Source organism: Planococcus citreus (assembly GCF_003664125.1).
Lineage (GTDB): Bacteria > Bacillota > Bacilli > Bacillales_A > Planococcaceae > Planococcus > Planococcus citreus.
In genome coordinates, this window is sequence record NZ_RCCP01000002.1 from 255,861 (window position 1) to 270,787 (window position 14,927).

20 protein-coding genes are annotated in these 14,927 nt (G+C 49.6%); 2 read left to right on the plus strand and 18 right to left on the minus strand.

The genetic code is table 11. From position 1 onward, the window contains the following. Positions 1-32: 32 nt before the first annotated feature. The gene (holA, locus tag DFR62_RS09500; protein ID WP_121300046.1) at positions 33-1,067 is read right to left on the minus strand and encodes a DNA polymerase III subunit delta; all 1,035 of its coding nucleotides are present in this window, start codon (positions 1,065-1,067) and stop codon (positions 33-35) included. A 178-nt stretch (positions 1,068-1,245) separates the two neighbouring features. On the opposite strand from holA, the gene DFR62_RS09505 reads away from it, so the two are divergent. Beyond that, positions 1,246-1,380 (plus strand): YqzM family protein, encoded by a 135-nt coding sequence (locus DFR62_RS09505; RefSeq protein WP_082799234.1) that lies wholly within the window; start codon positions 1,246-1,248, stop codon positions 1,378-1,380. 36 nt (positions 1,381-1,416) lie between these two features. On the opposite strand, the gene DFR62_RS09510 is transcribed toward DFR62_RS09505, so the two are convergent. From DFR62_RS09510 to DFR62_RS09565, 12 genes are all read right to left on the minus strand, one after another. Next, on the minus strand, positions 1,417-3,654 hold the full coding sequence (locus DFR62_RS09510; RefSeq protein WP_241663090.1) for a DNA internalization-related competence protein ComEC/Rec2: 2,238 nt from the start codon (positions 3,652-3,654) through the stop codon (positions 1,417-1,419). A gap of 32 nt (positions 3,655-3,686) precedes the next feature. Further along, positions 3,687-4,259 carry a ComE operon protein 2 gene (locus DFR62_RS09515; RefSeq protein WP_058380948.1) on the minus strand — a complete coding sequence of 191 codons (573 nt, stop codon included), beginning with the start codon at positions 4,257-4,259 and terminating at the stop codon, positions 3,687-3,689. A gap of 71 nt (positions 4,260-4,330) precedes the next feature. Further along, positions 4,331-4,897, minus strand: coding sequence for a helix-hairpin-helix domain-containing protein (locus tag DFR62_RS09520; RefSeq protein WP_241663089.1), 567 nt, complete (start codon positions 4,895-4,897; stop codon positions 4,331-4,333). Positions 4,898-5,068: 171 nt separating this feature from the next. Next, positions 5,069-5,791 carry a class I SAM-dependent DNA methyltransferase gene (locus DFR62_RS09525; protein WP_121300050.1) on the minus strand — a complete coding sequence of 241 codons (723 nt, stop codon included), beginning with the start codon at positions 5,789-5,791 and terminating at the stop codon, positions 5,069-5,071. Beyond that, positions 5,788-6,126 carry a ribosome silencing factor gene (gene rsfS, locus DFR62_RS09530; protein ID WP_121300052.1) on the minus strand — a complete coding sequence of 113 codons (339 nt, stop codon included), beginning with the start codon at positions 6,124-6,126 and terminating at the stop codon, positions 5,788-5,790. The genes DFR62_RS09525 and rsfS overlap by 4 nt, the downstream gene beginning before the upstream one ends. Continuing rightward, on the minus strand, positions 6,119-6,697 hold the full coding sequence (gene yqeK / locus DFR62_RS09535; RefSeq protein WP_121300054.1) for a bis(5'-nucleosyl)-tetraphosphatase (symmetrical) YqeK: 579 nt from the start codon (positions 6,695-6,697) through the stop codon (positions 6,119-6,121). Before yqeK ends, rsfS begins: the two co-directional genes overlap by 8 nt. Then, positions 6,651-7,259 (minus strand): nicotinate-nucleotide adenylyltransferase, encoded by a 609-nt coding sequence (locus tag DFR62_RS09540; protein ID WP_121300056.1) that lies wholly within the window; start codon positions 7,257-7,259, stop codon positions 6,651-6,653. Before DFR62_RS09540 ends, yqeK begins: the two co-directional genes overlap by 47 nt. Continuing rightward, positions 7,256-7,546, minus strand: coding sequence for a ribosome assembly RNA-binding protein YhbY (gene yhbY / locus DFR62_RS09545; RefSeq protein ID WP_058380953.1), 291 nt, complete (start codon positions 7,544-7,546; stop codon positions 7,256-7,258). The genes DFR62_RS09540 and yhbY overlap by 4 nt, the downstream gene beginning before the upstream one ends. Continuing rightward, positions 7,533-8,357 carry a shikimate dehydrogenase gene (gene aroE, locus DFR62_RS09550; RefSeq protein WP_121300058.1) on the minus strand — a complete coding sequence of 275 codons (825 nt, stop codon included), beginning with the start codon at positions 8,355-8,357 and terminating at the stop codon, positions 7,533-7,535. The genes yhbY and aroE overlap by 14 nt, the downstream gene beginning before the upstream one ends. A gap of 11 nt (positions 8,358-8,368) precedes the next feature. Beyond that, positions 8,369-9,472 carry a ribosome biogenesis GTPase YqeH gene (gene yqeH, locus DFR62_RS09555; protein WP_058380955.1) on the minus strand — a complete coding sequence of 368 codons (1,104 nt, stop codon included), beginning with the start codon at positions 9,470-9,472 and terminating at the stop codon, positions 8,369-8,371. Continuing rightward, positions 9,469-9,999 carry a YqeG family HAD IIIA-type phosphatase gene (locus tag DFR62_RS09560; RefSeq protein WP_370668411.1) on the minus strand — a complete coding sequence of 177 codons (531 nt, stop codon included), beginning with the start codon at positions 9,997-9,999 and terminating at the stop codon, positions 9,469-9,471. The genes yqeH and DFR62_RS09560 overlap by 4 nt, the downstream gene beginning before the upstream one ends. 30 nt (positions 10,000-10,029) lie before the next feature. Next, positions 10,030-10,803: a phosphatidylserine decarboxylase gene (locus tag DFR62_RS09565; protein ID WP_121300062.1), complete on the minus strand. Its 774-nt coding sequence runs from the start codon at positions 10,801-10,803 to the stop codon at positions 10,030-10,032. 108 nt (positions 10,804-10,911) lie between these two features. Between DFR62_RS09565 and pssA the strand changes: the two genes are divergently transcribed. After that, positions 10,912-11,433, plus strand: a complete 522-nt coding sequence (gene pssA, locus DFR62_RS09570; protein WP_421958184.1) for a CDP-diacylglycerol--serine O-phosphatidyltransferase — start codon at positions 10,912-10,914, stop codon at positions 11,431-11,433. A 55-nt stretch (positions 11,434-11,488) separates the two neighbouring features. On the opposite strand, the gene mtnN is transcribed toward pssA, so the two are convergent. The 5 genes from mtnN to DFR62_RS09595 all read right to left on the minus strand — a co-directional run bounded on the left by mtnN (position 11,489) and on the right by DFR62_RS09595 (position 14,884). Continuing rightward, complete coding sequence (gene mtnN, locus DFR62_RS09575; protein ID WP_101190192.1) at positions 11,489-12,193, minus strand: 5'-methylthioadenosine/S-adenosylhomocysteine nucleosidase; 705 nt, start codon at positions 12,191-12,193, stop codon at positions 11,489-11,491. Positions 12,194-12,241: 48 nt separating this feature from the next. Further along, entirely contained in the window at positions 12,242-12,949 is a 708-nt protein-coding gene (locus DFR62_RS09580; RefSeq protein ID WP_121300066.1) for a YrrS family protein, read from the minus strand. 120 nt (positions 12,950-13,069) lie between these two features. Further along, entirely contained in the window at positions 13,070-13,546 is a 477-nt protein-coding gene (greA, locus tag DFR62_RS09585) for a transcription elongation factor GreA (protein WP_121300068.1), read from the minus strand. 81 nt (positions 13,547-13,627) lie between these two features. Beyond that, positions 13,628-14,251: a uridine kinase gene (udk, locus tag DFR62_RS09590; protein ID WP_121300070.1), complete on the minus strand. Its 624-nt coding sequence runs from the start codon at positions 14,249-14,251 to the stop codon at positions 13,628-13,630. A gap of 27 nt (positions 14,252-14,278) precedes the next feature. Then, complete coding sequence (locus tag DFR62_RS09595) at positions 14,279-14,884, minus strand: O-methyltransferase (protein WP_121300072.1); 606 nt, start codon at positions 14,882-14,884, stop codon at positions 14,279-14,281. Positions 14,885-14,927: the final 43 nt, after the last annotated feature.

Sequence of the window (14,927 nt, forward strand, 5' to 3'; positions counted from 1 at the left end):
GGCAACGCTTTTGTTCACTAGGTGATTCATATTCAAGAGGATTTTTTTGCATGCCCCGCGCGTTTCATGAGGAAGAATTCCAGCACCCGCTCCCGGTTCCCTGAAACGGTTTTCAATTGCAAGTCGATGTCCGCCAAATCGCCGAGCACTTGCAGCAAACGGGCTTCTGAAATCTGACGACGCTTTTCCACTAGTAGCTTGACACGATAAGGATGCGCCTTGAGCTGTTTGGAAATTTGCTGCGCATGATAGCCTTTTTTCTGCAGATAATAGACATGCACCATGAAGCGGATCTGCGACGCCAGCAATGCAGCAAGTGCGACAGGCTCTTCCTTTTGACGCAACAAGTCATAATAGACGCTGAGCGCCGTCTGAATGTCCCCGTCGAGATAAGCCTGCAGCATCTTGAACGCATCCTGTTCCAGTGTCCGAGCAGTCATGTCTTCGATGAGCTCCTGGGAGATTTCTTCTTGCTCCGAGCCGAGGTATAAGGACATCTTCTCGATTTCTGAAGCGAGCAAAGTTAAATTGGTCCCCGCCATTTCAATGAGCTTTTGCGCACTTTGCCGCTCCAATATTTTACCATGGGATTTTGCCTTGTGCGCAATCCAGCTTTCCAGTTCATGCGGCTGCAACGACTTCGCTTCGATAAGCACGACATTCTTTTTCATCAGCTTGACGATTTTTTTGCGTTCGTCCAATTTTTCATACGGTGCCACAAAAACCGTCACGCTTGTCGCTGGGGGATTTTCGAGCCATGCTTCCAAAGATTTGAGGTCATGGTTGATCTTTTCTTTCCCCCGTTCCGCCGCTTTAAGGAACGAAGCATTGCGCGCGATGATCAGCTTGCGGTCGCTAAAAAACGGGATCGTGTCCGCTTCTTCCAACACATGGCCGACCGGTACTTCATCCAAGTCAAAATTGGAGACATCCGTTTCCCCTGCTTCCGCCATTTGCGCTTTCAGCAATTCGATCGTCTTGGTGATGAAATAGCTCTCCGTCCCGACGATCAGGTAAACCGGATCGATTTTATCCGCGCGTATCGACTTCCAAATTGATGTAATCATACGTTTCACTCCCTCTGCACTTAACTATACCGGATTTCTCCCTATCGGTCTGCCTCACAGGACAAGTCCGCTTTTGACAGTTGTGTGACGTCGGCCAAAATCGGCGGACATTGTTTAGTTCGATATGGATTTTTCGTTATCGTTCCCTTATAATAAAATCAACTAGGAGGGATTTTCAATGAATGAATTTGAACAGAACGTTCAGTCCAAACGCAACGATGCCATCGATGCAGGGATGGGCTTCGTCGTTTCCTTTGGTTTCTTCGCACTTATTTTCATCATCGCTGGCGTCGTACAATTCGTAGCCCGCTGATTACAAAAAAAGCTCCGGCATAGGCCGGGGCTTTTTTTATTTTCGGCTGGTGTCAACTGTCATACGCCCATCTTCAATCGTCATGCGAATGGTCCCGTTTTCAGCTGTCGACAGAAGCCGCAAACCCAATTCGCCAAACCGCTCCGTTACTTCTGGGCTTGGATGCCCGTAACGATTGTCGATCCCTGCTGAAACGACCGAAACTTGCGGACGCAAGGCTTCCAGGAAAGCTTGTGAGCTCGAAGTCTTGCTTCCATGATGCCCGACTTTCAATACCGTCATGTCCGCAAGTTGTTCACCGTAGCGCTCGACCACCCCCGTTTCACCTTCACTTTCCAGATCTCCCGTAAAGAGAAATCGCTGCCCCTCGTGCTCCATCAGCAATACGAGTGAATCGTCATTGCCTTCATATAATTCATCTACCGGCGATAAATACGAAAATTGCGTTTCGCCCACTTGCCAGCCTGCACCGTTCTTAGGCAATTCCACACGCGCTTCACGAGCTGACGGCGCGAGCGCTGTCATCAAAGCATTTGCCTCTGATCCGGGAGTAATATGCAGACGCTCCACAGCCAGTTCTTCAAAGACTTCATCCGCCCCTTCAGCATGATCTGCATCCGGATGGCTCAAGATAAAAAGATCGATACTCGATATGCCCCGCGCTTTCAAATACGGCACCACTGTTTGCCGCCCCACTTCAAACGGGCGGCTCTTTTCCCGGAACGGCTCACCATCAAATCGCAAGACGCCCCCGGCATCGACTAAATACAGCGCTTTGCGATAAGGCAGCTCAATCAATGCGCTGTCGCCTTGCCCAACATCGATAAAACTGACGTGGAGCCTCGGATCGAGATAAGGCTTCATTGTCAGAAGTAATGCTGGAACGAGCAGGATGAGCAATAAACGTGGGCGGAAGCGTTTTTCCGCCTGGACAAAAAACAGCAGCACGCTGGCACCCATGAACAACAACCAGCCAGTAGACGGCCTGCCCGGCGTCCATACTTGACGGGGCAACCCCGCTAAAGACGCAGTCAGCTTTTCAATCCAGCTGCGTAACGGCTCATAGGCCGCAAAAAGGACGGCATCGACGCCCAGCGGCAAAAAGCTCGCAGCCAATAAAATGAAATTTGCCGGTAAAACCAGCAGCGTGAACAACGGGACATAGATGGCATTTACTAAAAAGGAGGATAGGGAGATTTCAAAAAAGTGGAATAGCAAAAGAGGATACAAACATAGCTGGGAAACGGCCGTGACAATCAAGCCGCTTTTGATAAAAGAAGCCCCTTCCATCAGTTTCAGCGAGGCGATGATCCCGAAACTTGCCCCGTAAGACAATTGAAAGCCGATATCCTGCAGCAGGCCGGGGTCGATCCATAAAAATAAGATAAAGCTCGCCGATAAGGCTTGAATGGCCGACACATGCAGCCCAAAAAGCCGAGCGGCCAACACGAAAACGACCATGGCGCAAGCTCTTAGGACCGATGGGGCAGCCCCCGCCATCACGGCATACAAAGGCAGCACAATCAGCAATAACACCGTTGCGCTTTCTTTCCTGATCCGTAAGCGCAGCAATACAAAATAAATCATGCCGCTGACGATCCCCACATGCAAACCAGAGATTGCAAAAAGATGCGTGATGCCAAGCTTCCGCTGGATCCTGGCTTGCTCTGAATCCATGCCGCTGCGATCCCCGAGCAACAGCGCCTGGGCTTCCGCTGTCAACGATTCAGGAAAGGACGACTCGATATGTTCAATCAACTCGCTGCGTTGCCTGGCCAAACGGGCACGGAACCCTGTGCCTGGTGTCGCCGAATCGAGCGTTTCGATTTCAAGCATGCCAGTTGCATTATGGCGCTGCAGATAGCCCGCCATATCAAACGCGTATGGATGGGCAGGCGGCTTCGGCTCCGTAAATGTTCCCACCACTTGCAGCATCGCTGATGGGCCGAGCTCCTGCAATCGCTGCTGTTCTTCAACCGATAGGATCCGGTAGCTCGCATAAATGATTTGGCCGGAACCAGCAGTCGCAAATCCAGACATGCGGTCTCCATCGATGGATAGTTCATCGAAAACAAGCGCACCTTGAAAGCTTCCGGTTAACAAGGGCCCTTCCACCAAACGGGCATCCATATTAATGTAGGAAATCAATGACACCGCTAAAACGATTGCCAGCCAAACTCTACGCTCTTTACGGTATATCATCCAGTAAAAAAGCAGCACCATGAGCAAAAGCTTATCAGCTGAGCCATGTGCTGCTTGTGCGGCAATTGCCACCGCAATTGCTGCATAGAGAAATAACGCTTCCGTTAAACGAGAAGTTCTCCAAATAATTCCTTCACCCGTTCTTTATAATGGGACAACTCTTCTTCGCTCGCCCCTTTTGCGCCAAGCTGTTCAATCAATTCCATATACAATGCCGTTTTCTCGACGCTGAGGAAATCGATTGTCCGTTCATCGAACATCACTTGGATCACTTCGACATTTGCCTGTTCCAGCAGTTCGATGGCGTATTCGTGATTTTTGTAGTCAGCCGCATAATAGAGGCGTGAAATGCCTGCCTGGATAATGGATTTCGTGCATTGGAGGCAAGGAAAATGGCTGACATACATATCGGCGCCGCTGACACTGACACCGTATTTCGCGCATTGCAATAGTGCATTCATTTCTGCATGGATGGTCCGCACGCAATGGTTATCGACGACATAACAGCCTTTATCGATGCAATGGTCCCCACCGGAAATCGAGCCGTTATAGCCCCCAGCCATGATGCGCCGGTCCCGGACAATCGTCGCTCCGACGGCCAGCCTTGTGCAAGTGCTTCTTAGCGCTAAAAGATGGCTTTGAGCCATAAAAAATTGATCCCACGTTATTCGCTTCATCTGATTGCCCCCTGCTGTTTCGTTAAATTAAGTGTAGCAGAGGCAGTTGTTTCGTCAAGGGCCGTCCGTCCTTATCTGACACGGACCAATTCCTTCAATTGTTCAAAGCTCTTTTCGCCGATGCCTGTCACATCCATCAATTGCTCGGTACTTTTGAAGGGCCCATTTTCAGTCCGATGTGCCACGATGGCTGCTGCCTTAGCCGGCCCGATTCCAGGAAGTTCGGTCAACTCATCTTCGGTTGCCGTATTCAAATTAATAAGGCCGGGCTCTGCGCTGCCGCCAAGTGCTGCACCTGCCAGCTCAACGCTTTCTTCGCCTTGTTTCGGCACATAGACCGCTGATTCATCCAGCACGATGACTGCCAGATTGATCGAGCGGTTGTCTGCTTCCGGCAAAAAGCCGCCGGCAGCTTCGATAGCATCATTAATGCGCGAACCGGAGGGCAATTCATATAAGCCCTCGTTTTGGACTGCGCCTTTCACATCAATCATGACGCTTGTCGGGACCGCTGGATCGGTTTCCGGTGGCGGCGGTTGTTCGGTAGTCTCGGAAGTAAGTTCGTCGAGGCTTGTGGCCTCAGGGGGTTCGTGGAGGAGAAAGAAATAGAGAAGCGCCAAAATGGCGGCAAGCGGCACAACGACGCGGCCGTATTTGGCAAATTGCGGAGAAATATTCAGTGGGCATCCCTCGTTTCCGCAGAAAGCAAACAGCTGAAGCTGTCTGAATTATATAATAACGGTTGATCGAAAGTCCATCTTTCCACGAAAAAAACCCGCATATAAAAATATGCGGGTTTGTGTTGCTGATTACTTTTTCGCACGGAAAAAGATCCGTTCGCTTTCGTCATTAGGTGCATCCGCAGTGAAATCAGCAGTCACTGATTCCACCGTAAATCCGGCTTCTGTGAGCCATTCTTTGTAAACGTCAACCGAGAAAGTCCGTTGTTCATGCGTTTCTTCAAAGCGCTCGAACATCCAGCCTTCACGCACGAAAAACGTCAAATCGTGGATGACGCTGTGAGGCGCCGAACCTTTTTCAGTGTGCCACATATAGGCAAGGTCTTCCCCGTCATAAACAAACGGGCTATGCATGAAGATCTCGTCGATCTTGAATACTGAATGGACATCGAAAAAGAAATATCCGCCGGGCTTCAATGCCGCATAGACCTGTTCGAATGTCTTTTTGACCTGCTCTTCTTTCGCTAAATAATTCAACGAATCGATCGCGATCGTCACGGCATCGAAGCCTTCCAAACCTTCCAGGTTGTCCATCGACAATTGAAGCACTGGAATATCCAGCGCCGATTCTTTGAAGCGCTTCTGTGCAACGGTAAGCATGTCGGCGGATAAATCACTCGCCGTCACGTCATAGCCGAGCTCAGCCATCAGTTCAGACAGCACGCCTGTGCCACACGCAAGATCGAGTACAGATCCAGAGCGCATCGTTTCTGCGATCCACTCCACGTATTGTTCGTACGGAATATCTTCCATCAAGTCGTCGTAAACCGCTGCAAACCGTCCGTAGTTCATACTTCGAGCTGCGGAGCGTCGCGCCATAGACGCTCTAGGTTGTAATACGAGCGCTCATCGCGATGGAACACATGGGCCACGACATCGCCAAGGTCGACCAAGACCCAACGCGCTGCATCGAAGCCTTCAACACTTTTGACTTCATAGCCGGCTTCTCCAGCTTTCTCCATCAATTCACGGGCGATCGATTGTACTTGGCGATCCGAGTTCGCGCTGCAGATCAGGAAGTAATCCGCCAAAAGTGAAATGCCTTCCATATTCAATACAACGATATCTTCTGCTTTTTTATCCTCTGCGGCTTGGTACGCCACTTGCAATAATGTATCTTTAGTCATTCTTCACGTTCCCTTTCTGTTGCTCAAAATGCTCGAGGCATTTCAAGGAATCCGGATAAACCGGCTGATTTTTTGATGCGAGAAATTCGATCGATTGCCGAATCGACGCTTCCATCAAGCGGTCAAGGCCATCATGTTTCATGGCTCTCAACCGGTCGACTTCCGGAAACTTGCGGCTCGGTTCGATCATGTCTGCAATGTAGATGATTTTTTCAAGATCCGACATGCCTGCACGCCCTGTCGTATGAAAGCGGATCGCGTCAAGGATTTCTTCATCTTTGACTCCGAATTCATACTTGGCCACATACGCGCCTACCGGAGCATGCCATAATTCGTGATGATAGTCGAGCAATAACGGATCCATGCTTTCTTTTTCGATAATGCCGCGCATCCATTCACGGTCGGCAAATTTCACTACGTCATGGAGAATAGCAGCAATGCGCGCTTGTTCTTCCGGCACGCCGTAATGCTTGGCAAGTGCGACCGCCGTATTCATTACGCCCAACACATGGTTGAAGCGTTTTTCAGGAAGGCGTTCTTTGACTTTTTGGAGCATCAGGCTCGGGTCCATATAATCGCTCCTTTCGGATATAAGTTTCCACTTGTTCGGGAACGAAAAAAGTCAATGGCTTGCCGGCCACGACGCGCTCCCGCAGCATCGTCGAGGACAAATGCATTTCAGGGGAATCGATCATCATCACCGGATATTCCGTTTCAGCAATATAACCCGGCCGTCCGATACCGACAAACTGGACCAATTCAGCCAGCTCGCCGATGCGGTGCCAAGTATGCAGGCTTTCGACCATATCGCCGCCGATAATGAAATAAAATTCGCAGTCGGGCTCCCGTTCGAGGAGCTTGACCATCGTCTCGTACGTATACGAGACCCCGCCGCCTGACACTTCAATGTCTTCAAGGCGGAAATGGGCCTGTCCCTCGATGGCCAGTCGTGTCATCTCGACACGCGCCTCTGTATCGATGCCGTTCGATTCCTTATGAGGGGCGATGGCATTCGGCATGAAACGCACTTCGTCCAAGCCCAGTGCGTAATAGGCTTCATTCGCCATGATCAAATGACCGAAATGCGGCGGGTTGAACGTGCCGCCGAGAATGCCGATTTTGCGTTTATTCACGGAAGCTCAATCCGCTTATTGTTGACGGACGCTTTGTACAAAACGACAGTATGGCCGATCAATTGCACCAATTCCGCTTTTGTTCCGTCTGCCAGATGCTTGGCCACTTCGTGCTTGCCGTCTTCATTATTTTGCAGAATGCTGATTTTTACGAGTTCGCGTTTTTCAAGGGCTTCCCCGATCTGTACGAGCATCGCTTCATTGACGCCGCCTTTTCCGACTTGGAAAATCGGGTCCAAATGATGCGCTTCACTTCTTAAAAAACGTTTTTGTTTACCTGTTAACATGATTTCCTCCTAATTTTTCCGTAATCAATTGAATCATTTCTTCTGTATCCGGACGGATGCCTGTCCATTTTTCGAATGCGATGGCGCCTTGGTTGACGAACATGCCGACGCCGTTCAGCACCAGGCAGCCTTTCGCTTTTGCTTCTTTCAGAAATGGCGTTTCGAGCGGGTTGTAAATGATGTCCGCAACGACTGAGCCGCTTCCGAGATGGGTCATTGACAGCGGCAACGCTTCTTCGGTCAATCCGACAGAAGTCGTCTGGACGATCGTGGCGAATTCGCTCAGGTTCGCTTCGGCATCAGCCAGCACCATCGCCTTGCTGGCGGTTTCATCCGCGAGCTCCTGCGCCCTGCGAAACGTTCGGTTGGTGATAGTGATATTGCTGAATCCGGCACGCGAGAGCGCAAAACTGATCCCTCTTGCTGCACCGCCCGCACCGATCACCAGCAATGCACGATCTTTATCGACAGGGTAACTCAATAGCGAACGGACAAACCCGTCGCCATCTGTATTGAATCCTATCAAACGCCCGTTATTATTTGCGACTGTATTGACCGCATTCATGTCACGGGCCGTGTCATCCAACTCATCCAATAACGGGATTGCCGCCTGCTTATGGGGCAAGGTGATATTAAATCCGCTGATGCCAAGCAATTTCATCGAATGAAACGCTTCTTCCAGCTGTTTCGGTTCGACATGCACCGGGATATAGGAAGCATCGATGCCATGTTTTTCGAACCAATGATCGTGCATAAAAGGCGATAATGAATGGGAGATCGGATCTCCGATGACCGCATACCATTTCTTCATTGTAAAACCTCCTATATAAGCGACGGGCGGACGATGACTTCTACCCCTTTTGGTGCGTGGGCTGCGATCGTCACGTCATCATGCTGGACTGTGATCCAGCCGAGCCCGGAAAAGACGATGTCTGTCTTGCCTTCTTTGATGCGGAATTCATGGCGCACCAATTCAGGGAAATCTTCTTTATATTCAGCAGATGGCGGGGCAAGCATGCCACCCAGGTGCTGTTCATATAAATCATCTGCGTTATCCAATTTGGTCCGGTGGATATTCAGTGAATTAGCGGCATGCACTGTGAACGATGAACGTTTGCCGCTGATGAAATCAAAACGCGCCAACCCGCCGATGAATAATGTCTGTTCAGGATTCAGTTGGAAAACACGCGGCTTGATCTCTTTTTTCGGCATGATTGCCTTCAGGTCTTCCGTGTGCAAATGATGCGCTAGTTGATGATGGTTGATGATGCCCGGCGTATCGAATAGCGAGCGCTCATCATCAAGCGGGATGCCGATCATATCAAGTGTCGTGCCAGGGAAATGGGAAGTCGTGATGACATCCCCTTCGCCTGTCGCCTGTTTGATGACACGGTTGATGAATGTCGATTTCCCGACATTCGTACAGCCAACGACATATACATCTCCGCCGTCACGGTATTGTTCAATCGCATCCATCGCTTCTGCGACGCCGGTTCCTTTATGGGCGGAAACAGCTAAAATGTCGATCGGGTTCAAGCCCAATTTACGCGACTCCTGCTTCATCCAATTGATCAATTTTTTCTCTTTGACCGATTTCGGGAGCAAGTCCGCTTTGTTGGCGATCAGCAAAATCGGGTTGTTTCCGACAAAGCGGTGCAAGCCCGGAAGCCAGCTGCCGTTAAAGTCGAAAATGTCGACGATTTTTACAATCAGCCCTTTGCGTTCCCCAAGGCCGTTCAAAATACGCAGGAAATCGTCATCCGTCAAGGAAACCGGCTGCAATTCGTTATAGTTTTTCAAACGGAAGCAACGCTGGCAGATGATTTCTTCTTTATCGAGCGAAGACGGCGGCGCGTAGCCGATATCGTCTTTCCGCTCTGTTTGGATCTGTACACCGCAACCGATGCAATATGGCATTTCTGTCAATTTTCTTCCTCCCACATCAATTGTCCTTTTTCCTTCAATCTCTTCATGATCCGGCGCTCGACCATCCGGTTGAAACGCGTAAAGAAGCCGTCCGATTGCGCGACCGGCAACACCAGGATCGTATGAAGCTTATTGCGGTTGCCGCCGAAAATATCGGTCAGCATCTGGTCGCCGATGACGACGACTTGTTCGCGCTTGACGCTCATGATTTTCAGCGCTTTCCGAAACGCTTTGCCCATGGGTTTTCTCGCCTGGTGGATGAACGGGATGCCGAGCGGGTCGGCGAATGACTTCACGCGCATTTCATTATTATTGGAAACGATGACCACTTGAATTCCGGCATCTTTCATCGATTTCAACCATTCGATCAATCGCGGCGTCGCTTCGGGGCGGTCCCATTCGACCAATGTATTGTCCAGGTCGGTAATGATGCCGAGCACCCCTTTTTCTTTCAATGACTCAGGTGTAATGTCAAAAACTTCTTTAACGTATTGCCTTGGAATAAAATATCGATACACACATAACAACTCCTGTTTCTAGGGACTTAAGTCCATTGATTATACCATATATGCAAGGGGTTCTCCCACCTTGACACGGTCGCCGTCATGGATTTTCGCATCAAATTGAAGATGCCCGCCTTCAAAGAATAAAGCGACCGTTGAACCGAAGCTAAAATAAGCGACTTCCCGGCCTTTTTTCCATTCCTTTCCGAACTCCGTCAATTCGATGGAGTTGACATACATTGCACCGACTTTCACGACCAATACGCGGCCATGCGGCGTGTCGAGTTCAGTGATGAGCCGGCGGTTGCCGCTGATCGGCGATTTGCCGTAAGTCAGCCCAAGCCGATTGACCGGGTAGGATTTTTCGCCGAGCATATATTGCTTCACGACTTCGCCGTCTACCGGGCTGTGAATGCGGTGGTAATCTGCCGGCGACAAATAAAGGATCGCATATTGGCCATTTGCATAGCGCTTCGCCGATTGCTCGCTGCCGAGCAGTTCAGTTAGTGAATAATTGATGCCTTTGACCTTGAACCGGCTGTCGCCTTGAATAGCGTCATGGATTTCGAGGCGCCCGTCGACTGGAGAAACCAGTGCGGCATCGGCAACAGGGCGTGCATCTGCTTTTAAATTGCGTGTAAAAAAGTCATGTAAACTCGTGTATTCGCCGCTCGGCCGCTCGATATCGCCGAGTTCAATTTTATAAGCATTGATGAATCCAGGAATAAGCTTTTGGCTGATAGCTGATTGGGCTAAGCGCTTCAGCGCAGCAGAACTGGTTTTTCCATTGCCCAATTCGATCATCGATTGGTATAGGCGTTTTTTCATGCTTGCACCTCCGTCGTTAAAATAGTCTACCATTTTTTGTCGATTCGCAGTATAATTGACGAAAGCCTATCGAAAAAAGGAGCGCTTGCATTGATATTGATCGACAAAATGGACCACACCATTAAACGGCTGAAAAGCCAGGCAGCCAACACATTGACAATCGGCAATATGGTGTTCGGCGGCGCCTCATTAATGGCGACTTTGAACGAATACTACAGTTATAGTGTGCTGTTTATTTTTATCGCTGCATTTTTGGATCGTTTTGACGGCATGGTCGCGAGAAAGTACGATCAAGAATCCGAACTCGGCAAACAACTGGACTCCATGGGGGATATCATTTCGTTCGGCGTGGCACCGGCATTGCTGATCCATCAGCTCGCTTTACAGGATTTTGGGCTGGCCGGCATGGTGTTCACCGTTATCTATATTTCATGCGGCGCATTCCGCTTGGCACGCTTTAACATCACCGAATCAAATGGTTATTTCACCGGCTTGCCGATCACCGCTGCCGGAACTGTGCTAACTTTGTCATATTTCGGGTTCGGACATTGGTCGCCCGCTGTCTATATGTTCATCCTATTGATCTCTTCACTATTGATGATCAGCACGTTTTCATTACGGAAAGTATAAAAGCTGAGGGCTTGATGCCCTCAGCTTTTTTGCTTGTTTTGGGATGAAGTTTCTTTTATATGCGCTGGAGCATCTTTTCGATGACGCGCAAGACAATTTCCGTCGAGTGCTTGGCCGCAACCGGGAGGAATTCATCGAACGAGACCGAGGATTCCTTGCCGGCGATATCCGACAAGGCACGGATAACGACAAACGCCGTATCGTATTGGAAACAGACTTGCGCGACGGCAGCCGCTTCCATTTCCGCTGCTTTCATCTCTGGAAACTGCTGTTTCACCAATGCCACACGTTCGGGATCGCTCATGAACGAGTCGCCTGTTGCAATAAGCCCGACGGCATGTTGGTGTTCACCGATCTCATCGACCGCTTGGACCGCCAGTTCGATCAATTCCTTATTGGCGATATAGGCAGCCGGCATTTGCGGCACTTGCCCGAGCTCATAGCCGAACACTGTCGCGTCGACATCGTGATGGCGCACTTCATCCGAAATGACCACTGCGCCGACTTCGAGTTCTTCATCAAAGCCGCCGGCAGACCCAATATTCAAGACGAGATCCGGCTTGAACTCCTGCATCAGGATCGTGGTTGTCATCGCCGCATTGACTTTACCGATGCCGCTTTTCAACAGGATGAGTTCTTGCCCTTTATATGTACCGGTCGTGAATTCGCTGTTGGCGATTTCACGGACAGATGTGTTCGCTAATTGATTGCGCAACAACTCTACTTCTTCTTCCATTGCGCCAATTACACCGATTCTCATTGTATCCGCTCCTTGCATCCATGATTACGCCGGAAAAACGGCGCCCTGTTAATAGGCGCCGTCCAGCGTTTTAAGTACATCCATTTTCTCAGGCTTCCAACCTTCACCGTCTACCCATTCAAGGTAAACGCGATACTTCTCGGATTGGTCTTTCGACTGGACTGTCGCGATGGATTTTTGCGGACCGCCGCCATTTTGGACCATCATGACATACATATCATTCTGGGACAAACCGGTAGCATAAGTGACCGCTTCAATTTTTTCGTTCCAATCAACCGAGTTTTTCTGGTATGAAGAAACATGGTCGCCGCTCTGGCTTGTGCCGACAGGCTCCCAGCTGGTGTTGACGATGGTTTCACTGACGATCGGGTCGTTGGACTCTTCACGTGTAATGGTACCGCCTTTGGTTTCTTCTTCCTCTTCTTCTTTTTCTTTTTCTTCAGCTTCTTTTTCGGCTGCAGCTTCTTCTTCAGCCTTGGCTTCCTCTTCAGCTTTCTCTTTAGCCTCGAGGTCATTTTCTTCTGCTGTCACTTGCGGATCGTCATCGCCGCTCGTTTGGCTCTCTGTTTCCGGCGTGGTTTCTGCGGATTCAGGATCTGCTGAATCGTCGCCGCCTCCGAATAGCAATGTCGCCCCGATGATAACCACCAAAGTAAATACTAAAGCGATCATGATATTCAGGATGGAATTCGAACGATTTTTATTGTTCTTATTCTTATTCAAACGAGAGGGATAAGATTTTTCTTCGTTAGACATGCAATGCCCCCCTTTACTGTTATTTTATCATATTTAGCCCATGACAAATTTGACGTTTCAACTAAAGTTTTGTTTCATCCATCAAAAAAACAGCCACTCCCAAAGGAATGGCTGGGTGCATCAACCGATCGAAACGATCTTGACTTCCATTTCCCCGCCTGGCGTCAATACTTTCACACGGTCGCCAACAGTGCGGCCAAGCATGCTTTTGGCGATTGGCGAGTCGTTCGAAATACGCCCTTCCAACGGGTCAGCTTCTGCAGAACCGACGATTGTATAGGCTTCTTCTTCGCCGTCTGGAATTTCCATAAACGTAACTGTTTTCCCGAGGCGCACGACATCGTTGCCGGCTTCCTCTTCATTTATAATTACCGCATTGCGGATCATGGATTCCAATGTAGAAATACGCCCTTCAACAAAGGCTTGGTCTTCCTTGGCGGAATCATATTCGGAGTTCTCGGACAAGTCCCCGAAGCTTCTTGCGACTTTAATGCGTTCCACCACTTCTTTGCGTTTGACCGTTTTCAAATAATCCAGTTCATCTTCCAACTTCTGCTTTCCGGCAGCTGTCATCGGAAATTGTTTATCGTTTGCCATACTCTTCCCACTCCTTCAACTGCTGACTATGGATGCGCTAACACCCGTCAGTCTCGTATCATTCTATTATAAATTTCCAATCTATTCAAGAATTGTTTTAATTTTTGTAACCATTAGATCAATTGCGACTTCGTTTTGGCCGCCTTCCGGGATAATGACGTCTGCATAGCGCTTCGTCGGCTCGATGAATTGATTGTGCATCGGGCGGACGACCGTCAAATATTGCTCGATGACCGAGTCGATCGTACGGCCGCGCTCATTGATGTCGCGCATCAAGCGGCGGATGATGCGAAGGTCCGCATCGGTATCGACAAATAGCTTAATGTCCATCAACTCACGCAGTCGCTCATCTTCCAAGACCAGGATGCCTTCAAGTATGATAACATCTTTCGGGTCGATCACAATACTTTCTTCTGCACGGGTATGCAAAGCGTAATTATAAATCGGCTTTTCGATCGCACGCCGTTCAAGCAACTCGTTGACATGTTTGATCAATAGATCTGTATCGAAAGCGAGCGGATGATCATAGTTGGTCTCAAGTCGCTCTTCAAACGCGAGATGGCTTTGGTCTTTGTAATAGTAATCCTGCTCGATGACTACCACGGAATGTTCTTTGAAGACTTCATAGATGGAATTGGTGACACTGGTCTTGCCTGATCCTGAACCGCCAGCGATGCCGATGACGACCGGTCTGTTTTTAGACATATACGTTAACTCCTTGTGTTTCGATTTTCATTTTTTCTTGCAGACGAGAAGCCCGTCGCCGACTGGCAAAAGCTTGCAGTCGAAGCCGGGGTGCCCGTCCATGGTTTCACGGAACGAGCGGATGTTGCGGATCATGGTGCGTTTGCGTCTCGGCACTTCTTTAATTGGTTGTTCTGTCATGCCATGCATCGACATATTATCGCAATAAATGATGCCGCCTGGAGACAGCAAACTTTCGTATTTATTGAAGAAACGCTCGTACTGCCCTTTGGCTGCGTCGATAAATATGGCATCGTAAAACGGGGTCAATTCGGCAATATCCAGTTCGAGCGCATCAGCACAGATAGCCTGCACACGCCCTTCGAGCCCCGATTCCAGGATGAATCCAAGCGCCTTGCTGTGGCGTCCTTCGTCCCGTTCAATCGTGTCGATGCTGACGCCAGGCAAGGCATCCGCCATCCGCAGTGCTGAATAACCGATAGCCGTTCCCAGTTCAAGCAAACGCTGCGGCTTTTGCTGCTGCAATAATTCCAACAGCTCCCCGATGCCCTGCTCTTCCATGATCGGCACATGATGTTCTGCGGCGTAAGAGCGCATTGTTTCGAATAAAGCTTCTATTGTTGTACCGGGCATTGTGGATGTCCGCTCCTTTCATGCTCTAATCCTTCAATTGAAC